This is a genomic window from Acinetobacter sp. NBRC 110496, assembly GCF_000876115.1.
GTDB lineage: Bacteria > Pseudomonadota > Gammaproteobacteria > Pseudomonadales > Moraxellaceae > Acinetobacter.
Genome location: NZ_BBTF01000040.1, coordinates 14,413 through 36,416, shown reverse-complemented (window position 1 = coordinate 36,416; position 22,004 = coordinate 14,413). Strand labels below are relative to the sequence as shown.

The window sequence follows — 22,004 nt, the reverse complement described above, 5'->3', positions numbered from 1 at the left end:
AAAGACGTTCCCCATATAGAAAATTAATGAAATGGCTAAAAGAAAATGGGCGACAACCAAAACCTGATGATGCCAAATTTATTATGTCCCACAATTTAAATTTGGCAGAGCTTGCAAAGCGATTAGCAGTAAATATTCCAGACCAATTTCTGCAAGAACTTGAGCATGATTTAGATGAAGAGTTACGCTCTATTAGACTGTATGAAGATACCTTATCAACTTTGGAAGAATTAAAAAAATTGGGATTCAGATTAGCATTATGCTCAAATTTAGCTATGCCATATGGAAAAGTTGTTTCTTCATTTTTACCTTCTCTTGATGCTTATGCTTGGAGTTATGGGGTTGGAGCAATTAAACCAGAGTCACAAATTTATCAATATTTAATTGATAAATTACAATGTCATGCCAAAGACATTTTGTTTATTGGAGATACACTTTTAGCTGATTACAGTGGTCCAAATGAATTTGGTATGTCAGCACGTTTAATTGATCGTAAGAATGGTCAAAAGCTGGCAGATGTTTTAAACGACATACTTTAACAACTCGTGGACGTCCCCCTAATAGTGAATACTCACAGCTCTCCTCATCTTTCCATTTTTTTAAATTCTGCAATTCATTCATCAAGCTCCAGAACCCATGCTGGTTTTATATGTGGCACATCTGGACGCTCAACACCTTGATGGTCAAAAAACTTATACACCATTGCCGCCAACTTGATAAACGCCTGTTCAAACGTATCTGCCCAAACATCTAAACGATAATCATGATAATGCTCTTGGTATAATTTACCACTATCTTCTACTTTATTGAGATGTGAGCCAGTCTCTAAATAAATCACTAATTTCCCATCATCTTCATCATTATATGCACCGTGATAAACATTTTGGCAATGCCCCCATGTATTCCAGTGCCATGATGGTACATCGCCAATAACCGTCCAAAAAGCTGGGTGTGTATCAATAAAATGATAGGCAGTTAAAAAGTCCGTTGGATTTGCGAGATATGCTTGCTCATTTTCAAAGGCAGTCTGTAAAGCAGATTGTAAATGCTCAAATTTATTTTGATCGGTGTAGGAAAACAAACTACTAGAAAGATGCTCAGAGGTTTTAAAAAATAGGCAACCATTCTCTTTATCCTCACCAAAATATTGATAAACCTCTGGTAGAATCTGTAAATCTGTAGGTTTGACATGATGGATCTGGTGTTGTACGTCTTTTAAGCTTTCGTGAATTGCTTCCATACGATCAGGGTAAGTGACGACAAGTTTCGTATCTCGCAGTGATAAAATTGCTGGTTCAGTTATTTGGGGTAACTGTTCTAATAACCAGTCTGGTAATTATTTTAATTCAGTCGGTTGCATTTTTAGTTATCCTATTTTTTAACAATTTCAACTTTTTACATACGTTACATAACATAATTTGTGCAAGTTCAGTATAAGTTAGTCCATAGGAGTATATTGTCACACAATGGCTTCGACAAGCGTCCGACTAAGCTCACGCCGAAGTCTCAGCCAACAGTTTCCTGAGCTTATTGAAGGAAAAATATTCCCCGTTTATTTTATACGACTCACGTACCTTTCCATTGAGCAATTATAGATTTTTAATCTTGGTTTAGATGTTCAAAAAGCTTGAGTTTCCTTTCTTTAGTTTTTCTATATAAGCCTCACATTGAGCAGCTAAACCAAGATGATATTTTAAAGCGCTTTCCACTCTTGCTGTCACATACTCAATACTTTGAATTTCACGCTGCTGAGCAAAGACTTGAATCGCAGGATGTAACTGTTTTGAGCAACTTGCATCATTGCTAAAGTATTTTAACGTCTTGGTTTTGGCAAAATAAATTGCAGCAAACAATCGCCCATCTTTAAACACAATCGCTGATGAAGCATCTAAACTGCTTCCAGACCGACCTTCATAATACAGAGCCTCATCTGTTTTTAGTAAATAGGGCGCTGAGTAATTATCGAAATTAGATTGAAATTTTAGATAATCATGCTCTCACAATGTTTGAAGTTCTGTTTGGATTTTTGGATGCAAAACAATTTGAGGAATTGATGAAATATCTGAATATTGAATTAAGTCTAGTTCTTGAGCATGAGTAAAAACAGAGATCGAAAAAAGTAGAAAAAGATAATATTGATTATTCATATCAAATTTATTATTTTTATGTCCATATTGACTTACTTATGGATTGTTCATTTTATATGGACACTTATGGAGTATCGATAAGAGTAAAACCCTTTTGCATTGATTTCATAACATTTCTCCAATGGATATTTTTTTATAAGCTTTTTTCAGCTACTTAGTATTTAGCATGTTTTATGCCAGTCCTTAGCTTAGCCAATTTTACCCTAAAAAAACAGGGACTTAAAAAAAAATCATATTGAATAAAATGAGAGCAAATTAGACATTTAACGAGAAAAAATGACAAATAACGTCAACTTTACTGCTTTATTATTCATTTTTTCAGCTGTCGAATTTGATTACTTTCTAATTGTACTTAAATTGAGCGACCTATTTCACAGAAAATTTATTGTAATTTATTCAAATTTTTTTTACCGTTTATCGGAAGCTTATCTAAAAGCTTGCTATAAAGAAATTCAAGATATACAGAATCGTCTGCACATTAGTTTATTTTTCCTAAAATAACAAGTACTAATTTTGAGAAAAATTTAAAGGCTAGTTCAAAATAATCGGTTCGTTTGGCAATTCATTTTGATCATTTGAATCCGATTTCACATAGTACTGGTCCAGTACCTGTCCAATTTCAGCAACACCATTACTTACTGCTTGTAAATATTGTTTTTGCGCCAATAACAGCACAATACTCTGACAAATCGCATTCCATGTTTCAGTAGGTGTGGCATCTTTTAAACCACGGTCGATCACGATCTCAACTTTGCGCTCACACAGGTTTAAATACAGGAGTACACCACTATTGAGCTCGGTATCCCAAACCCCAAGTTCAGCAAACAATTGTTGCGCACGTAAACGGGTATTTTGATGGTAAGCTTGTGAACAGGGAATATGTCCCTCAATCACCACCTGAATTTCCCCGATATGACCTTTCTCTGCCCGTTGTACTGCTTTAGCGATGTCTAGCCGATCTTGTTTATTAAAATAACGATGCGCAGAAGACACGTAAAGAAAATGCTTAAACCAACGTTTTAGACTCGGCTGCACGTGCTCATTCAATTTCGGTTGCGTAATAATCTGCGTTGTATCCGTTTTTGTTACCATGAGCCTGATGCTCCTCCCCCGCCAAAACTACCACCGCCACCGCTATAACCACCGCCGCTGCCGCCGCCAAAACCACCGCCTCCGCCACCACGACCTCCACCAGAAAGGAAAGCCTGAAAAATCAGCTGTGCCAGTGAGGTAATCAATAAAAAGAAAATCCCGAAACCGAGTAACAGGCTCATCACTAAACCTGCACCATTCAGTAATCCTGCCGCAGCAGCGGTGACCCCCGCTGTGGCAGCACTTAAACGATTACCAACTATGAATGATCCCACTACACCCGCAATCAGGATAAATAATGCCATAGTCAAGGTATTGTCTTTGGCCTGTTGTGCTTGAATCGCTTGTTCATGCCGATCTTTCAGTTCTTGCGCGGCTTGCTGCGCAATTTCAGGGTCCAGATTGACAATGCGGCTAATTTCATCCAAGCCAGCGGAAATACCTTGTGCGTATTGGCCCTGTTTAAAATACGGGGTAATTTGATTGCGGATAATCCGACTTAGCACGACATCGGGCAGAACACCCTCTAGACCATAACCGGTCAAGATCTGGATATTACGGTCATTCACCGCAATCGCCATCAACAAACCATTGTCACGTTTGGCTGAACCCAATTGCCATTTTTCGCCCGTACGCAAAGCAAAATCAAAAATGGCTTCCTGCCCTGTAGTCGGTACGATAATGACTCCAATTTGGGCTTTACCTTGTTGATACAGGTTAAGAATTTTCTGATTAAGCTGCTGCATCTCAGCAACACTCAATACTTTGGCCTGATCAATCACTGGTTGATTTAAGGTCGGTAAACCACGGATGGATTCGCCTTCGGCCATATCATTGGTCACTTGCGGCAAGGCAGGCGTTTCAGTATTTTGAGTGGTTGATGTAGTCGTCTTATTCTTTTGCTGTTCTTGAATAATCTTAGCTGCAACCACAACATCACTTTGATCTGTTGCAGTCGCCACTTCAGCCCAAACCGTATGCTGGAAAAATAGTGCGGCAAAGACGAGGGTTAAAACAGCAAATATTTTCTGTTTCAAGTTTTGCTTAAGCACGCTCAACATACGGTTGCTCCTTACAGTTCAGAATCATTTCAACAATTAATTAAATGAAACTGTAGGTGCTTGCTGTGCAGACTGTTCCGCCTTAAAGTTTTCTTTGGTTTTCATGCCAATCACTTTTGCGGTCAGGGCTTGCGGGAACTGACGTACATAGCCATTGTAGTCCTGAACCGTGGTGATATAACGGTTACGCGCAACTGCAATACGGTTTTCTGTTCCTTCAAGCTGTGCCTGTAAATCACGGAACTGCTCATTGGCTTTTAAATCTGGATAGTTTTCTGAAACCGCGATCAAGCGAGATAGCGCGCCCGTCAATTGGCTTTGCGCCTGTTGGTATTTCTCGAAAAGTGCCGGATCTTCGAGCACTTCTTTATCAACTTTCAAGCCTGCGACATTCGAACGTGCCTGAGTGACCTCGACCAAGACTTGTTCTTCATGTTTGGCGTAGCCTTTCACCACATTCACCAAGTTTGGAACAAGGTCTGCACGGCGTTGGTATTGGTTCTGCACCTCAGACCAAGAAGCATTTACCGCTTCGTCTTTGACCTGCAAGGTATTATAGCCACAACCAGTAAATAGCAAGCTGCTGGCCAATACGGTTGCGAGTGCAGTCTGTTTGATAATTTTCATAAAAATTTATCCTCAAGTTTTTCTTTATATTTTTGCGATAATTTATTGTAATGAGATTTTTTGTCAGCTGTGTAACATTTATTAAAGTTGCTTTATGGGTATTTAAATAAAAAAGGCATCACTCAAGCAAGCTTGAAGTAATGCCGCGCTAAGCACAAACTTTATGATTTGAATTGAAATTAACTATAAATTTTAGATGCAGTTTCCTCTTGAAAACTCGCCATGCCATATTCATCGGCCATACGTGCTTTCCAGTAATTCACCAATGCACTGTAGTCATGTTTGGCAGGATGAAAATCGGCCTGATAATAAGATAAATATTCAGGAATCAATTGCAGCAACATTTTACTGAGTAAATACATGCCAAATAGATTACCGCCCAATTTCGGTAGGCTCTTCCATTTATCCTGCCAGATCAGTCGTGTGGTGGCATACAACGTCAGGCTAGCAAAACCCGTCGTCACACTGCGCATCAGTAAACGGCGAATACGGTCATCACCATACACCGCCTGATAGACATCAAAGGCCACCGAACGATGCTCAATTTCCTCAATCGCATGCCAGACCCACAGTTTCATGGCATCCTCATCCAAGGTACTGAGAATTTCAGGATGCTTAAGAATATAAGCACCGAGCATTGCAGTAAAATGCTCAAAGGCACAGGTCAAAGCCAACTGCAGTTTCGGATGAATATTTCGCAGCACATCATCACGTTTTGCCAGCCACGCCTGAAAACGATCAAGATTATAATCCTCGCGTCGCCAAGCATCATTAAACTCGGTATGCGCTTTGGAGTGCATCGCCTCCTGCCCAATGAATGCTGCAATCTGTGCTTGTAATTGTGGGTCTTGCACTTTGTCTCGAACATTGCGCACACTATTGACAAAATACTGCTCTCCAATCGGGAAAGTTGACGACAGTGCCGTGAGTAAGTGTGACATCACCGGAGAATTGGCAAAATAATGACGTTTGATTTTGTTTGGGTTAAATTGCAAACGTCGTACCGTAATCCCCAAAGCTCTGGGGCGATTTAAATAAGTTTTTTCCACATTCGCATTTGCAAGAGCCATCTCGATTGCCTGCATCATTTCCTAGACTGTGTTCGAGTATCACGCTGTAAAAAATGCATGCACAGGGCAAAAAAGCTTACAAAATTTGCCAAAACTACCAAAATGATGACTGGTCTAGATTGATGAGATCGGTGCGACACATTCTTGTTGTTTAATTTTTCTTAAGCTCCACATCGCTGCAAGGAATAGTCCTCCCATGATCGCCACCACCACATGAAATGCCAATAGCTGTGCCTGTACCATCGGATAATGCAAGCTTGTCACCGCCCATTTGATCATAAACGCAGTCAGCGTGCCCAATACCGCGATGCCAAAAGTCAGCCCAAGCTGTCTCAGCATATTCAAGATTGCTGCGGCAAAACTCGCATCAGCCTGCGATACCGTATGTAAGCTCAAAGTACTGGAACTCGGTACAATCAATCCAATGCCTGCACCCATCATGCCGCTTAAACCAATAAACAGCAGATAGGAAGAATTGCTCTGGAAACTGATCATTGCGATCAATGCAGTCCCCGAAATGAGCAAACCGATTCGAAGTAATGACAAAGCACCATAACTTTGCTGTAAGCGACCAAACCCGATGGAAACCAATGCCTGCATCAGGAATTGTGGGGCGATCAACCAACCTGCTTGGGCCGCACTTAAATGAACCTGTTCCTGATAAAACAAGGCAAACACAAATAAGGAGCTATAGCCTGCAAATCCCAGTAGAAATGAAATCAGATTAAAGCGTAAAAAAATGCGGTTATGGAATAAATGCCGTGGGATCAATGGATGCAAAGCATATTTTTGATGTCGAATAAAAATCAGAGCAAAAACTATTGAAATCAAGAAACTAAAGGCAATCAAATAACCCAGATGTGCTTGCTGAACCATGATAATGCTATAGGTTAAGGTGGCAATCGCAATCACGCTATAAATCAACCCCAAATAATCGAAACTGATTTTTTGCTGATTCGCATCTTCAGCAATACCTTTCCAGCCTAGAAACAATGCCAATAGACCAACTGGCAAATTCAACCAGAAAATACTCTGCCAGCCCAAATAATGCACCATCAATCCCCCCATCAAGGGCCCAATAATTAAGGCAAAGGCACTGAATGAGCTCCAGTTACCAATTTCCCGTGCTTTGCGATTGGCTTGGGTAAAATGATGTACGATGATGGCCAAAGTCAGTGGAATCAGCATCGCTCCCGCAATGCCCTGAATCACCCGCCCAATAATCAATATGCCAAAATCAGGTGCAGCAGCACAAATCACCGAGCCCAGAATAAAGATGATGACACCGACTAACCACAAGCGTTTACGCCCCAACCATTGGCTTAAAGCACCCACTGCTAACATCAAACTCGACATACTCAACGCATAACTATCAATCACCCATTGTAAATCGGCAAGATGGCTATTGAATTGGGCTTGAATTGCCGTTAAAGCCAGATTAACACTGCTCAAATCCACCAAGCAGAGAAAGGTACTGGTATACAGTGCCGCAATTAACAGCCGATCATTGAGTTTTGATGTCATTATTTTATCCACTCAGCAGAAATTAAAATGAGAATTATTATCATTAATAGCATAACAAGTTATTGAACACTTGTTAAAGTTTTTATTTACTTTGGCCACAACAGATAGATCGCAGATCATCAACCCTATAAAAAAGCCCAAGCACGAGGCTTGGGCTTTTGAACAACTTAAATATGCACAATAGGTTTATACGCCGAGATAATCCAAGATACCTTCAGCAGCTTGACGGCCTTCCCAGATCGCGGTGACCACCAAATCAGAACCACGAACCATATCTCCACCTGCGAAGATTTTTGGATTCGAAGTCTGGAATTTAAATTCTTGCTGTTCAGCCGCGACCACACGACCTGAACCATCTAAACTCACATTCGCACCACCGAACCAGTCTGCTGGACTTGGACGGAAACCAAAGGCCAATAATACGGCATCCGCGGGTAGAATTTCTTCAGAACCTGGAATTGGTTCAGGACTGCGACGACCACGGCTGTCTGCTTCACCCATTTGTGTAGTTACAACCTTAACACCCGTTACTTTACCATTTTCACCGACAATCTCGATTGGCTGACGGTTGAACAGGAATTTAACCCCTTCTTCATAGGCATTCTTCACTTCACGTGCAGAACCCGGCATGTTGCTTTCATCACGGCGATAAGCACAAGTTACATCATGCGCACCTTGACGTAATGAAGTACGGTTACAGTCCATCGCCGTATCACCACCACCTAGAACGATCACCTTTTTACCATCGACACTGATGTATTCGCTTGGATCTTTTTCCCAACCTTGACAACGGTTCACGTTGGCAATTAAGAAATCCAAGGCATCATAAACACCGTCAAGATCTTCACCAGGGAAACCACCTTTCATATAGGTATATGTTCCCATGCCCATGAACACGGCATCGTACTCAGCAAGTAATTGCTCAATGGTGACATCAACACCAATTTCAGTATTTAAACGGAATTCGATGCCCATCCCCGTGAAGATTTCACGGCGGCGTTTCATCACATCTTTTTCCATTTTAAATTCTGGAATACCGAAGGTTAATAGACCACCAATTTCAGGACGCTTATCAAATACAACAGGTTTAACCCCACCACGTGCCAAAATATCTGCACAACCTAGACCCGCAGGACCTGCACCAATAATGGCAACTTTTTTATTGGTCCATTTAACGCCAGACATATCTGGACGCCAGCCTAAAGCGAACGCAGTGTCATTGATGTATTTTTCTGCATTACCGATGGTAACAGCACCGAAACCATCATTCAGGGTACATGCCCCTTCGCACAGGCGGTCTTGTGGGCATACGCGACCACAAACTTCTGGCAAGGTATTGGTTTGGTGGCAAAGTTCAGCGGCTTGAAAAATTTGACCTTCCGCAATCAACTTTAACCAGTTTGGAATGTAATTATGTACTGGACATTTCCACTCACAATACGGATTACCACAGCCTAAACAACGGTGGGTCTGATTCGCCGCCACTTCCGCAGTAAAAGGTTTATAAATTTCCACAAACTCTGCCTTGCGGACAGTAATATCTTTTTTCTCTGGATCTTGGCGTGCTACATCCAGAAATTGAAAGTCATTATTAAGGCGCTCTGCCATGTCTCTCTCCGTGGGTAGGCGCAGTGATGTCCTTCACCGCTGCACCTGCCTATGTCTTTGCAGTCGTGGAATTATTGTGGATCAGCTTGAGTGGTTTTCAAAAGCGATTGTAAGTTAGCAGCTTTCGGTTTTACCAGCCAGAATTTACGACTATAGAAGTCGAACTCATTACGGATTTTGTAGGCCCAAGCACTACCTGTTTCCTTGATGTGCTCATCGAGAATACGTAGTAAGTTCTCTTTATGATCTTCCATCGCTTCTGTAGAAATACGATTCAAATCAATCAACTCATGGTTGTAGTAATCGACAAAGTCATTATCAAGGTCAAGCACATAAGCGAAACCACCGGTCATGCCTGCCCCAAAGTTATGCCCCACTTTACCCAATACTGTCACGACACCACCTGTCATATATTCACAACAGTGGTCGCCAGCGCCTTCAATCACTGCAAATGCACCTGAGTTACGAACTGCGAAACGCTCGCCCGCAGTCCCTGCAGCAAAGACTTTACCGCCCGTTGCACCGTATAAACAGGTATTCCCAATGATCGCTGTGTTTTGGGTCTGGAACGGTGAACCTTTTGGTGGGAAAATCGACACACGACCGCCCGCCATCCCTTTACCGACATAGTCGTTGGCATCACCTTCCAGTTTGATATGCAAACCACCCGCATTCCAGACACCAAGTGATTGGCCTGCAGTACCAACAAGGTTCATCACCACTGGGCTGCCTTCCATCCCCAAGTTGCCATAGCGACGCGCAATCTCACCCGAGATACGTGCACCAATCGAACGATCACAGTTCCCTACGGTGAAGTTAAATGAGCCGCCTGAACCTGCTTCAATTGCTGGTAACATCTCTGCCACCATTTTCTCCGCCAAGATACCTTTATCAAATGGTGCATTGCCTTGAACTTGGCAATATTGTGCCTTACCTTCAGCAGCAGGATGCGACGTCAATAACGCACTGAGATCAAGATGCGCGTGTTTTTCTGTTTCACCTGGTAAAACTTCAAGTAAATCGACACGACCAATCAAATCTTTCAGCGATGCAACGCCCAATGCAGCTAACCATTCACGTGTTTCTTCTGCAATAAACTTGAAGAAGTTGATCAGCATTTGTGGCTCGCCAATATAATGTTCTTGGCGCAAGTGATCCTGTTGTGTTGCCACACCCGTTGCACAGTTGTTTAAGTGACAGATCCGCAGGTATTTACAACCGAGCGCAATCATTGGGGTTGAACCGAAACCAAAGCTTTCAGCACCTAAAATCGCGGCTTTGATCACGTCTAGACCGGTTTTCAAACCACCATCGGTTTGTACTCGTACCTTGCCACGCAAGTCATTCACACGTAACGCTTGATGCGCTTCGCTGAGACCCAACTCCCATGGCGAACCCGCATGATGAATCGATGACAGTGGTGATGCAGCTGTACCACCGTCATAACCAGAAATGGTAATGAAATCGGCATAGGCTTTTGCCACACCCGCCGCAATGGTACCAACGCCCGGCTCAGATACCAGTTTTACTGAGACCATCGCTTGAGGATTAACTTGTTTCAAGTCAAAAATCAATTGCGATAAATCTTCAATCGAGTAAATATCGTGGTGCGGTGGTGGGGAAATCAAGGTCACACCCGGCACTGAGTAACGTAAACGTGCAATTAAGCCATTCACTTTACCACCTGGTAACTGACCACCTTCCCCTGGTTTTGCACCTTGCGCCACTTTAATCTGCAATACTTCAGCAGAGGTTAAATACGCAGGAGTAACACCGAAACGGCCTGATGCAATCTGTTTGATCTTCGAGTTACGGATGGTGCCATAACGCGCAGGATCTTCACCACCCTCACCCGAGTTCGAACGACCACCAATGGTGTTCATGGCAATGGCAATGGCTTCATGTGCTTCTGGTGACAATGCACCTAAAGACATGCCTGCTGAGTCAAAGCGTGGCAGAATTTCTTCAATCGTTTCAACCTGATCAATTGCAATTGAATTCGTGGTTTTTAACTTAAATAAATCACGAATAGTGGCAACTGGACGGTTATTCACTAATTCTGCATATTCTTTAAAGTCCTGGTATTGACCTGAACGTACCGCTTTATGCAATGAGTTAATCACGTCTGGATTGAACGCGTGATACTCTTTACCAAATACGAATTTAAGCAAGCCACCTTGATCAATCGGTTTACGATTTTGCCAAGCCGTGCTTGCCAATTTCTTCTGATCACTTTCCAGATCAGCAAAAGTCGCACCTTGGATACGACTTGGTACAGCAAGGAAGCATTTATCCACCACTTCTGAAGATAATCCCACCGCTTCAAACAATTGACCACCGCGATAAGAAGCAACTGTCGAAATCCCCATCTTAGAGAGAACTTTGAGTAAGCCTTTCTCAATCCCTTTACGGAAGTTAGCCTGTGCATGGATTGGGTCACCCAAAAGTTCGCCTTTTGCAACCAAGTCATTGATTACGTCATAAGCCAAGTATGGATAAACCGCGGTTGCACCAAAACCAAGTAACACAGCAAATTGATGTGGGTCACGTGCAAAACCTGTTTCGACTAAAATATTTGCATCGGTACGCAAACCGGTTTTAATTAAATGATGGTGCACAGCACCGGTTGCCAATGCAGAGTTCGCAGGTAAATAACCTTCACGCAGGTTCTTATCCGTGAGCACAATTAACGTTTTACCGTCACGAACCGCTTGAGCTGACTCTTCACAAATCCGTGCAATTGCCGCTTGCAAGCCTTCAGCTTCTGCATAGTTCAAATTGATATCAACAACGCCATAGCCTTCACGTTCTTTTTCAACATCACGAAGCTGCTGCATTTTCGAATTCGATAAGACAGGGCTTGAAATGATGATCCGATCCGCATGTTCCGGGCCTTGCTCAAACACGTTCTGTTCACGGCCTAAGCAAGTTTCCAACGACATCACGATTGATTCACGTAATGGGTCAATTGGTGGGTTAGTCACTTGCGCAAACTGCTGGCGGAAGTAGTCAGACACGTGGCGTACTTGACGAGACAATACTGCCATTGGCGTATCGTCACCCATCGAACCCACTGCTTCCTGACCACTTTCTGCGATTGGACGCAATAACTGGTCGCGCTCTTCAAATGTCACCATAAACATTTTTTGCGCTACTTTTAAGGCATCACCCGTTAAACCCTGATCAAGTAACTGCTCTTCAAGCTGCGGGTTGGCTTGTAATCGGATCGCATGGTCACGTAACCATTCACGGTAAGGACGCATATTTTTAAGATGGTTGCTGACATCTTTGGTATCCAGCACTTTGCCCGTCAAGGTATCAACCACCAGAATTTGCCCTGGACCAACACGGCCTTTAGATACCACATCTTCAGGCTCATAGCCCCATACACCAATTTCTGATGCCAGTGTAATGTAATCATTCTTGGTGATCACCCAACGCGCTGGACGCAAGCCATTACGGTCCAGCATACAGATGGCATGACGGCCATCTTGAATCACCAGACCTGCTGGGCCGTCCCATGCTTCCATATGCTTCGAGTTAAACTCATAAAAAGCACGTAGGTCTGCATCTAGAGTTTCCACGTTTTGCCATGCAGGTGGAACCAGCATTCGTAGCGCACGGAACAGGTCCATACCACCGCCCACCAAGATTTCAAGCATGTTGTCCAAGCTTGAAGAATCCGAGCCAGTACGGTTCACAATTGGATTTAACTCAGTTAAACCTGGAAGTAATGGATTTTCAAATTTTGGTGTACGTGCCAATGCCCAATTACGGTTTGCAGTAATAGTGTTGATTTCACCATTGTGCGCCAAATAACGGAACGGCTGTGCCAACGGCCAACGTGGTAAGGTATTGGTCGAAAAACGTTGGTGGAATACCACAATATGTGAGGTTAAACGTGCATCCGCCAAGTCAGTATAGAAGTCAGCAATCGCAGCTGGCATCATCAAACCTTTATAGCTGATCACTGTTGTGGCTAATGTGGTCACATAGAAAAGTGGGTCATTTTGTAATTGTTGTTCTGCACGACGGCGCGCCAAGAAGAGTTTACGGTTAAACTCAACCTCAGTTAAGCCCATTGGGCAGTTCACTAGAATTTGTTCAAATGCAGGCAATGATTGTAATGCAATCTCACCCAAGGCGTCATTATTTGTCGGTACAACACGCCATGCTGCAACAGTTAAGCCTTCGGCAGCAATTTCTTTATTCAAAATGTTTTTGGCATTTTGCGCTAAAGCAGGATCGATGTTTAGGAATACAGTTCCTGCAGCAAAAATCTCTGTCAGGTTACTCCCGAGTTTCTGCGCTTCTTCACGGAAAAACTGTTTCGGCATCGCCAATAACAATCCGCAACCATCTCCTGTCTTACCATCCGCGGCAATACCTCCACGGTGCGTCATGCAACTTAAACTGTGAATCGCAGTTTCGACCAGATGATGGCTTGATTCACCCTTCATATGGGCAATCAGACCAAAACCACAGTTATCCTTAAACTCGTCAGGCTGATATAAACCTTGAGCGGGAGCTACAGTATTAGGCGATGGCATGTGCATAGCGTACCCTTCTTTAACATGGCTCTTTCGAGCAACAAACAATCAATTCATTTTCTGCGATATTGCCGAGCAACTCATATAAAGTTCAATGCTTCGCGAAAACATTTTTCATGGCGGATTTGCAATATACGCCTTTCTTGTCCCAGACGCAGCGCAATTCGCCATATAAAGTGTTTTCAGTTATTACACCCTCACAAATGTTTGTAAAGCACAAAAACTTTCCATTTCACTAAACTAATGAATCATTTAGTACCAAAAGGAGTAATGAGCAGACAAATTAGCACCACAAAAAAGCAAAAAACATGCCATATAGGCATGTTTTTACTAAATCATTAAAAAAGTTAAAATAACATCAGAATATTTAGCGTTAAGGGCTCATTTTTGCGCACAAAAATGCACCAAAAGATCTCATGATGCTATAAAAGGAAACATCTTTGAACCATAATGGTGCAATTTTAATTAAATGGATCACTCACTTCTCTTTTTGGAGCATCTGAATTTTCTTTTATTTTCTCAGTAGTTGCAGGGGGTTTAGGCGCCGATTGGCTTTGCTTGACATTCACCACATTGCCCTGTGCATCACGCTGAGTCACTGTCGTTTTTACTGTGGAGGATGTGTCTGTTGTCCGCGGCGTACTTGTAGATTGTGAACCACTGCCGATCAGCAGACTTTCATCTACACGTGGCAATGCTGCGGGTCTTAACTGTACCGCATATAGCTGATTGGTCGCCGACTTCATTTCATCAGAACCCAAGTCATTTACCAAAGCTGCATAGCTTGATAATTGATGTGCTGTAGGGTGAATTGATTCAGGTAATGCTAAATTCAACTGCGACAATTGACGGTTAGCGTCTTCTGCACTGGCAAATACTCCATAAGCTAAAACGTATTGTTCAGCCTGATCTTCGCCACTTAAACGGAAATATACAAATTTTCTGCGGTCTTCACGATTGAGCAAAAAGTTTTTCACAATCGCCTCATCCGAACTACGGAAAATTTCCATCGTCCATTGGCGTTGATTTTCTTTGATAAACTTAGTTCCACGAAATTCAGGTGCATGCTCACTAGACACCACAACACGCGTGGTTAAGTCCAATGGTTTTACTTCATCGGAAAGTGCACCAAGATGCGTGGTTGCCGCTACTTTTTCTGGCTGAATTTGAATTTGTGCATCCGTTTCAACTGGCTGCGCCTCTTTGACCAGCGCATTACTATCTGTAACACCCCAGAATATCAATGCAGCAATTAAACACGCTAGCGCAAAAACGAGCCAGCTATACTGTTGAATATTTTGCCAAATTGATCGTGATACAGCCATGCTTTTCCCAAATGATTAATTATGCAGTTTGATTTGCAAGAATAGATTGTTTCATCAGCTCAATATCAAAGTCTTTGGTAATCGTCGCTTGCCCCAACTCCTTCAACAGAACCAGACGTAATTGACCATTTAAAACTTTTTTATCGTGCGACATATAAGCCAAGAATTCATCTAATGGAATTTGCGGACATGATATCGGTAAATGAGCGCGTTGAATGATATTTTTTGTACGTTGTAATGCTTCAACTGAAATCCAGCCCAAACGCTGTGACAAATCTGCCGCCATCACCATTCCTGTGGCAACAGCCTCTCCATGTAACCATGTCCCATAGCCGAGGTAAGATTCAATCGCATGCCCAAAAGTATGTCCAAGATTGAGCAAAGCGCGCTCACCTTGTTCTTTTTCGTCATTCGCGACAATACGTGCTTTGTGCGCACATGAACGATAAACTGCTTCCGCCAACAAATCCGGATTTCGAGCAAGTAAAGCATCCATGTTCTGCTCTAACCATTCAAGAAAATCAATATCTCCAAGCAAGGCATATTTTATCACTTCAGCCAAACCTGCGGAAAGCTCACGATCTGGCAAAGTATCCAGTTGAGCCATATCCGCAAGCACCACTTGCGGTTGCTGAAAAGCACCCAGCATATTTTTACCCAAGGGGTGATTAATGCCCGTCTTCCCCCCGACACTCGAATCTACTTGCGATAATAAAGTTGTCGGCACTTGTACAAAATATACACCTCGCTGGAAACAGGCAGAGGCAAAGCCTGCCATATCACCAATAACACCGCCTCCCAATGCGAGTACGGTACAATCGCGATTAAACCCAGCTTCCAGTAACGCATCAAAAATGAGATTCAGATGCTGAATGTCTTTATATTTTTCGCCATCTGGCAAAATGCACTGTGCAACTTGTTTATCCAACTGAGCCAAAGCATCGGCATAATGCTGTAGGTATAAAGGCGCTACCGTTGTATTCGAAACCAGCATCACCTGACGTCCATGCAGATAGGGTTCAAGTAATGTTTTTGGATCTAAATGACTACCAATAAAAATCGGATAACGACGATCACCTAACTCAACATGTAACGTTTGCATAAACTTAGACCAACCAAAGACTATTTAACTTGTTTCGATAAAATAACGTGCAAAATACGTTGTGCCAGATCTCGCGCTGCCCCTTGATTTGTTTCAATGACATGATGCGCAACTTCACGATACAAAGGATCGCGTATGGCCAGTAAATCACGTAATTTTTGCTCTGGATTTTCGACTTGTAATAATGGGCGATTCTTATCGCGATAGGTCCGCTGTAATTGCAGTTCTACAGGTGTATAGAGATAAACAACGATACCGCGCTGTTTTAAGAATTCACGATTTTTGGATTGTGTAATCGCACCACCACCTGTCGCCAATACCAACAAAGAACGGGAGGTGAGATCATTTAATACATTGGTTTCACGTAAACGAAATCCAACTTCCCCTTCTTTTTCAAAAATCCATGGAATGGTCGCACCGGTTTTGCGCTCAATTTCGTGATCACTATCGATAAAATCACGACCTAACAATTCTGCTAAATGCCGACCTACTGTTGTTTTTCCTGCCCCCATTGGCCCTACCAAATAGATATTTGGCAGGGTTTCAAACGCTTTGCTTGGCAACGCGCCACCTATATTCATTGCGATTATTGAAAATATATTAATGATTTCTGGTCAAAGTGTCATTAACAATTCTCGGTGTCACAAAAATAAGTAACTCTCGTTTATTATCCGTTTTAAGGTCACGACGGAATAAGCGCCCCACGTATGGCAGATCACCCAGGAAAGGCACTTTCACCTGTGAACTGACATTTTCCTGTTCAAAAATACCACCTAGAACCACCGTTTCTCCATTATCCACCAGAACATTGGTATCAATCTGGTTTTTATTAATTGTCAACTGGCCCGTTGGTGTTGGTGTACTTTGTGAATCTTTGGTAATGTTCAGCTTCATCATTACCTTACCATCTGGGGTAATACTTGGTGTGACATCAAGGCTGAGTGTTGCATCAATAAATTCGGTTTTAGGTACAGCATTGGCACCGCCGCCCGTAGAAGAGGTATAAGGAATTTTCTTACCTGATTCAATTTTTGCTGGTTGCTTATCCGCAGTCATCACTTTTGGCGTCGAAATCACTTCCCCATAACCATCTGCTTGCACAGCAGACAACTCAAGGTCCAACATAAAATCAGACAAGCTAATTAAACCGAAAGCAATACGGCTTGCACCAGGAGTTACCGCACCCAAATCGACATTCAGGTTATCCGGACGTTCAATTTCATATTTCCAGCCCCCCGTATCGCTATCTTTCTCAGGCTTTCTTAAGTTCCATAAAGTTGTATTACTACCACCCACCAACAGGTCATTATTTTTGGTAATCCCTTGAGACAGAATCCCCCACTTCACTCCCATTTCTTTGGTGAAATCTGTACTGGCGCTGACAATGCGTGCCTCAATCATCACCTGTTTAACCGACACATCGAGCAAATCAACCATTTTGCGGATTTGATCAATTTTTTGAGAAGTATCGTTCACAATAAGCGTATTGGTTCGAGGATCAACGGAAATGGTTCCTCGTGGACTCAGCAATCCACCTGTCAAAGTATCGTTACTGACAGAGCCTGAAGAAGGACTATTACTGTTATTATTTACATTTTTTCCTTGTGTAATCAGTTTTTCAAGATCCGTCGCTTTGGCATAATTTAATTTAATATATTCGGTTTGTAACGGTGCCAATTTTACACTCTGTGCAACGGCTTTGGCTTCTTCCTCTTCTGCTTTAATCAGTTCAGAAACAGGCGCAATCCAGATCACATTACCATTACGGCGCTTATCCAGATTTTTGGTCTTTAATACAATATCAAGTGCCTGATCCCAAGGTACATCTTTGAGGCGTAAGGTAATATTACCTTGTACCGTATCGGCTGCCACCATATTGATGCCGGTAAAGTCGGCCAATAACTGCAATACTCGACGCACTTCAATATCTTGGAAATCCAGAGAAATCTTATTCCCCGTATAGGTTTGTGCCTTGGCTTTGGTTGGAGAGTTGTCTACAGGACGTTTCAAACTAATAGTCAATTTATTCTCTGCCTGATAAGCCATATATTCATAGCTCCCTGCAGATTGAATGGTAATCACACCATTGCCCTTGTCGTTATAAGCATCCACACTCGCGACCGGAGTGGCAAAATCATTGGTATTTAAACGACGAGCCAAATGGGTTGGGATCTTATTCCCCATGGTTCGGACGACAATTTTACTCCCTTGCTGCTGTACATCGACAGGCGTATTATTTCCCAACAAATCAATGACGACCAAACCTTCACCTTGGCTTCCTCGCTGGAAACCAATATTTGAAACCCCCTGTTGTAGCTGACGTGTAACAACCGATGCTGCATTCACATTAGGCTTTGCAGAATTAATTTTGAGAACAAAGGTATTTCCCTCAACACGGGTCGTAAATGCACCTGCATCTTTTAAATTCACAATCACACGAGAACGTTGGTCATCTGATGCAACTTCCACTGAACTGGCTTCAGCTGTAGATACGGGAATTGAATTTTGTTTTAAACTCTGTTGCGCTTTATCAAAATCCAGAATCAAACGAGCAGGCTGCTCGAGTTGATAAGCTTGCGGCTGTGGAGGTAGACCATTAAACATCACACGAATTTCTGTGCCTTGATCGGCCAAGCTCATTGGTACGATATTGGTCATGCTGACTTGTGCTGATGCCACTTGCATCACCGCAATCGCAACAGCAGCCATAGAAAATTGACGGAATGCATGATTCATGGTCTTCGCTTCCCCAAATAAAGAATCTTTAAACTGTTTTTTCATTGTTATTCCCTTAATCTTACGGCGCTGGCCCAATTAGAACGAGTGTGCGAGGTCTTTCGACATAACCTTCTCGTCCATCAGGTACAATTTCCACCAAATCAATTTGGGTTGGACTAATTTTAATAATACGTCCTTGATTCATCCCCAAATAACTGCCGACTTGTACACGTTCAATCTGACCATCTGGTGTTTGGATCAGCGCAATGGTGTCATTGCTTTTACCACGCATACTGCCTTTCATATTCAGCGACTCCAGTGCATAAGCTTCGAGTGGCTGTGGCTGGCGGTTAAAGTTCGGATAAACACGTTTACCGGCCATAATCTTTAATTCAGCAGCCAGCGAGCTCGGCATAAATGGGCTTTTCAACTGATGGGCTGAATAATTAAATAAAGGCACAGGCGTAAATACCGGTGCAGGCTCAATCGGCAGCGGCGGCTGATTACGAATTTCTGCCATCTTTTGATTGACTGCATCAATACGAGAATCACAACCGACAAGGCTTACCCCAATTAAAAAGCCAAGTAATAATTTATAGTTATTCACTACTATTTTCCTCCTTGTGCAGGTGGAGTAGTTGCTGTTTGAGCGGCTGGTGTCCCCGCAGCATTATTAGCTTGATCATCCGTGCCAACATAACGATAGGTTTTTGCCTTAACCGTATAATTCACCACAGGAATATCAGATTTTTTCTGTGTATCTTCTTTTGCTTCAACAGTAAAGTCATGCAAAGTTACAATACGCGGTAAAGCGGCAATACCCGTTACAAATGAGCCAAAAGCATGATAATCCCCTGTCGCATCAATACTGATTGGCTGCTCAATAAAGAACTCTTGCTTGACCTCATTCTCTAAACGGATATTTTTAAATTTCAGTCCAGAGTTCACCCCTGTCAAGTTAATATCTTCAACCAGACTTGGAATTTCCGTTTCTTTTGGCAACTGTTCTAACTGTTGATTAAAATTGGCTTCCATTTCCTGAAGCTGTACTTGGTATTGCTGCAAGTTACGTAGCTTTGAGTCTTTTTCTTTAAACTCATTTAATAAACTTTGCTCTTTGGCTTGTTCATTATCAATCGACTCCAACTGAGACTTAATCACCAAAAAATAACCCAGCGCAGCAACAGCCAAGAAAATAAAAATCCAGCAAGTAATTTTGACGGATAATGGCCAACTACCATAATTATTCATATCCAGCGTATTGAATTGCTGGAAAAATTGATCTACCGTCATTTTCTTTTTCTTGGTAACAACGGTATCTTGATTCAGATCCTCTGATTTATCTAGGCTCATTTTGCTACCCCGACTACCCCTGATGCCGCTGGTTCTGAGGTTGGTGCAGCCTCAGCCGTTGTACCAAGCTCACCCAAATCTACAGTGACGACAAAACTGCCATAATTCTCCTCAACCCGAGGCACCAAAGAACTGGCTGTTTTATCTTTATTCTTGTTTTCATCCACAGCAAGGAAGGAGTTCATAAAGGCATTTCGATACCATGGAGAAGCTTCCAGATTACGCAACAGTTCCGCCACGGTATTTGGACTTTCTGCCTTCCCTTCAATGCTAAATTTATCACCGGTACGGCTGAACTTGGTTAAATACATGGTGGGTGGCGTGACACGTACCAACTCATCCACCAAACGTACCGTAACTGGACGTTGACCTTGTAAGCCTTGAATCAACTTCATCCTTTCAATAATGGCATTACGGCGTTCCTGCAAGCCATCCAATGCTTTCAATTGCGTATCCAAATTCTGATTGGTACTCACAATCAACTGATTGGCTTGCTCTTGATCACTCAATTTATGATCAAAATACACCCATCCTGAAAAAACCGATGCGACCCCCAATGCAGCAACCCCAACACAAAAGACAATAAACTGTTTCTTTTTTTGTTCTCTTAGCTCGTCACGCCAAGGGAGTAAGTTAATCTTTGCCATTAATCAAAACTCCTCAATGCCAAACCACATGCGACCATCAAAGAAGACGCATCGTTTTCAATTTTTTTAATATCAATTTGGGGAGAGAAACCCATTTGTAGAAATGGATTGGCAATCGTGACGCGGTAACCGAGTTTTTGCTGTAATAGCTTGGCTAGACCTGGAATATTGGCATTTCCACCCGCCAACAGGATATGATCAATTTCATTAAATTGAGACGATGAAAAGAAGAATTGCAGTGAACGTGCTGCTTGTTGAACCACAGCATCCAAGAACGGTTCAAGCACTTCGGTATCATAATCATCAGGCAAAGTGCGCTCTTTCTTGGCACGACCTGCCTCTTCAAAAGAAAGGCCATAACGGGTCTGAACATCCTGTGTCAGCTGACGACCACCAAACACTTGCTCACGGGTATAGATAATCTTGCCTTTTTGCATCACAGACAACGTGGTCATGGTATGGCCAATATCTAAAATACCGACAGTATTCGCACCCATTGGCAACGTATCTGCAAATACACTAAACGCTCGCTCCATCGCGTAGCTTTCAACTTCAGCAATTTTGGCAGTTAAACCGGCAAGTTCAAGTACTTCTACGCGTGTATCCACATTCTCGGTACGAGTCGCGACCAAGAGTACATTGACCCGATTCTGATTCGCCAGACGATCAGATAAAACCTCAAAATCAAGACTGACTTCATCTAATGGAAACGGGATATATTGCTCAGCATCCATCCGAATCTGAACTTCTCGTTCTTCATCAGACATATCCGCATCCATTTCAATGATCTTGTTGATCACCATAGATGTCGGGACGGCTATAGCGACATTGGTGGTGTGAGGATTTGCAAGGTTAACTACTCTCTCAAGCGCATCCCCTACCGCCTCTGGATTCAATATGCTTTTTTCCACGACACTGCTTTCAGGCAATGGCATCACTGCATAGCTTTCAACCCAATATCTACCGTTCTTTACAGAGAGCTCCAATAACTTAACAGTTGTCGAACTAATATCGACACCCACTAACCCCTTATTTGGTTTACGATATAACCTGAGCACAGTACTTTCCTATTATTTTTTTATCCCCAAAAAATACAACATACTAATTTAGTTTTGGTCTTTAATTGATACGGATACAATAACTCATCTAACAATCCGCATGTCTAAAGGATATACTGACC

The 22,004-nt window shown here is 42.5% G+C and carries 17 protein-coding genes and 1 pseudogene; 1 reads left to right on the top strand and 17 read right to left on the bottom strand.

Annotated elements, in window-relative coordinates; translation table 11 throughout:
• The coding region (locus Aba26S_RS15860; protein ID WP_043973374.1) for an HAD family hydrolase at positions 1-539 on the top strand (539 nt) is incomplete at its 5' end.
• A gap of 74 nt (positions 540-613) precedes the next feature.
• Here Aba26S_RS15860 and Aba26S_RS15855 read toward each other — a convergent pair.
• From Aba26S_RS15855 to Aba26S_RS15775, 17 genes and pseudogenes are all read right to left on the bottom strand, one after another.
• Positions 614-1,240, bottom strand: coding sequence for a hypothetical protein (locus Aba26S_RS15855; protein WP_016651439.1), 627 nt, complete (start codon positions 1,238-1,240; stop codon positions 614-616).
• Between the two features lie 370 nt (positions 1,241-1,610).
• Positions 1,611-2,147, bottom strand: a pseudogene (locus Aba26S_RS15850) (hypothetical protein).
• 531 nt (positions 2,148-2,678) lie between these two features.
• Positions 2,679-3,239 (bottom strand): TPM domain-containing protein, encoded by a 561-nt coding sequence (locus Aba26S_RS15845; protein ID WP_043973365.1) that lies wholly within the window; start codon positions 3,237-3,239, stop codon positions 2,679-2,681.
• Entirely contained in the window at positions 3,233-4,300 is a 1,068-nt protein-coding gene (locus Aba26S_RS15840; protein ID WP_043973361.1) for a YgcG family protein, read from the bottom strand. The genes Aba26S_RS15845 and Aba26S_RS15840 overlap by 7 nt, the downstream gene beginning before the upstream one ends.
• A gap of 36 nt (positions 4,301-4,336) precedes the next feature.
• A complete protein-coding gene (locus Aba26S_RS15835) occupies positions 4,337-4,927 on the bottom strand; it encodes a LemA family protein (RefSeq protein WP_005147322.1) in 591 nt (196 codons plus the stop codon).
• A 179-nt stretch (positions 4,928-5,106) separates the two neighbouring features.
• Positions 5,107-5,997 carry a metal-dependent hydrolase gene (locus Aba26S_RS15830; RefSeq protein WP_043973371.1) on the bottom strand — a complete coding sequence of 297 codons (891 nt, stop codon included), beginning with the start codon at positions 5,995-5,997 and terminating at the stop codon, positions 5,107-5,109.
• 114 nt (positions 5,998-6,111) lie between these two features.
• Complete coding sequence (locus Aba26S_RS15825; RefSeq protein ID WP_043973358.1) at positions 6,112-7,521, bottom strand: MFS transporter; 1,410 nt, start codon at positions 7,519-7,521, stop codon at positions 6,112-6,114.
• A gap of 186 nt (positions 7,522-7,707) precedes the next feature.
• On the bottom strand, positions 7,708-9,129 hold the full coding sequence (locus Aba26S_RS15820; RefSeq protein ID WP_005238378.1) for an FAD-dependent oxidoreductase: 1,422 nt from the start codon (positions 9,127-9,129) through the stop codon (positions 7,708-7,710).
• A 71-nt stretch (positions 9,130-9,200) separates the two neighbouring features.
• Positions 9,201-13,679 carry a glutamate synthase large subunit gene (gene gltB / locus Aba26S_RS15815; RefSeq protein WP_171248949.1) on the bottom strand — a complete coding sequence of 1,493 codons (4,479 nt, stop codon included), beginning with the start codon at positions 13,677-13,679 and terminating at the stop codon, positions 9,201-9,203.
• A gap of 461 nt (positions 13,680-14,140) precedes the next feature.
• The gene (locus tag Aba26S_RS15810) at positions 14,141-15,004 is read right to left on the bottom strand and encodes a hypothetical protein (RefSeq protein WP_043973354.1); all 864 of its coding nucleotides are present in this window, start codon (positions 15,002-15,004) and stop codon (positions 14,141-14,143) included.
• Positions 15,005-15,023: 19 nt separating this feature from the next.
• On the bottom strand, positions 15,024-16,106 hold the full coding sequence (aroB, locus tag Aba26S_RS15805) for a 3-dehydroquinate synthase (RefSeq protein ID WP_043973352.1): 1,083 nt from the start codon (positions 16,104-16,106) through the stop codon (positions 15,024-15,026).
• A 20-nt stretch (positions 16,107-16,126) separates the two neighbouring features.
• Positions 16,127-16,687: a shikimate kinase AroK gene (gene aroK / locus Aba26S_RS15800; protein WP_005238370.1), complete on the bottom strand. Its 561-nt coding sequence runs from the start codon at positions 16,685-16,687 to the stop codon at positions 16,127-16,129.
• A gap of 19 nt (positions 16,688-16,706) precedes the next feature.
• A complete protein-coding gene (gene pilQ, locus Aba26S_RS15795; RefSeq protein ID WP_171248950.1) occupies positions 16,707-18,842 on the bottom strand; it encodes a type IV pilus secretin PilQ in 2,136 nt (711 codons plus the stop codon).
• Positions 18,843-18,903: 61 nt separating this feature from the next.
• The gene (locus tag Aba26S_RS15790; protein WP_005238366.1) at positions 18,904-19,431 is read right to left on the bottom strand and encodes a pilus assembly protein PilP; all 528 of its coding nucleotides are present in this window, start codon (positions 19,429-19,431) and stop codon (positions 18,904-18,906) included.
• 2 nt (positions 19,432-19,433) lie between these two features.
• A complete protein-coding gene (locus Aba26S_RS15785) occupies positions 19,434-20,177 on the bottom strand; it encodes a type 4a pilus biogenesis protein PilO (RefSeq protein ID WP_043973348.1) in 744 nt (247 codons plus the stop codon).
• Complete coding sequence (locus Aba26S_RS15780; protein ID WP_005238362.1) at positions 20,174-20,824, bottom strand: PilN domain-containing protein; 651 nt, start codon at positions 20,822-20,824, stop codon at positions 20,174-20,176. Before Aba26S_RS15780 ends, Aba26S_RS15785 begins: the two co-directional genes overlap by 4 nt.
• On the bottom strand, positions 20,824-21,882 hold the full coding sequence (locus tag Aba26S_RS15775; RefSeq protein ID WP_005238361.1) for a pilus assembly protein PilM: 1,059 nt from the start codon (positions 21,880-21,882) through the stop codon (positions 20,824-20,826). Before Aba26S_RS15775 ends, Aba26S_RS15780 begins: the two co-directional genes overlap by 1 nt.
• Positions 21,883-22,004: the final 122 nt, after the last annotated feature.

Coding starts and splice junctions, on each gene's coding strand:
- Aba26S_RS15855 (WP_016651439.1), bottom strand. CDS start 1,240: ATGGAAGCAATTCACGAAAGCTTAAAAGACGTACAACACCAGATCCAT.
- Aba26S_RS15845 (WP_043973365.1), bottom strand. CDS start 3,239: ATGGTAACAAAAACGGATACAACGCAGATTATTACGCAACCGAAATTG.
- Aba26S_RS15840 (WP_043973361.1), bottom strand. CDS start 4,300: ATGTTGAGCGTGCTTAAGCAAAACTTGAAACAGAAAATATTTGCTGTT.
- Aba26S_RS15835 (WP_005147322.1), bottom strand. CDS start 4,927: ATGAAAATTATCAAACAGACTGCACTCGCAACCGTATTGGCCAGCAGC.
- Aba26S_RS15830 (WP_043973371.1), bottom strand. CDS start 5,997: ATGGCTCTTGCAAATGCGAATGTGGAAAAAACTTATTTAAATCGCCCC.
- Aba26S_RS15825 (WP_043973358.1), bottom strand. CDS start 7,521: ATGACATCAAAACTCAATGATCGGCTGTTAATTGCGGCACTGTATACC.
- Aba26S_RS15820 (WP_005238378.1), bottom strand. CDS start 9,129: ATGGCAGAGCGCCTTAATAATGACTTTCAATTTCTGGATGTAGCACGC.
- gltB (WP_171248949.1), bottom strand. CDS start 13,679: ATGCCATCGCCTAATACTGTAGCTCCCGCTCAAGGTTTATATCAGCCT.
- Aba26S_RS15810 (WP_043973354.1), bottom strand. CDS start 15,004: ATGGCTGTATCACGATCAATTTGGCAAAATATTCAACAGTATAGCTGG.
- aroB (WP_043973352.1), bottom strand. CDS start 16,106: ATGCAAACGTTACATGTTGAGTTAGGTGATCGTCGTTATCCGATTTTT.
- aroK (WP_005238370.1), bottom strand. CDS start 16,687: ATGAATATAGGTGGCGCGTTGCCAAGCAAAGCGTTTGAAACCCTGCCA.
- pilQ (WP_171248950.1), bottom strand. CDS start 18,842: ATGAATCATGCATTCCGTCAATTTTCTATGGCTGCTGTTGCGATTGCG.
- Aba26S_RS15785 (WP_043973348.1), bottom strand. CDS start 20,177: ATGAGCCTAGATAAATCAGAGGATCTGAATCAAGATACCGTTGTTACC.
- Aba26S_RS15780 (WP_005238362.1), bottom strand. CDS start 20,824: ATGGCAAAGATTAACTTACTCCCTTGGCGTGACGAGCTAAGAGAACAA.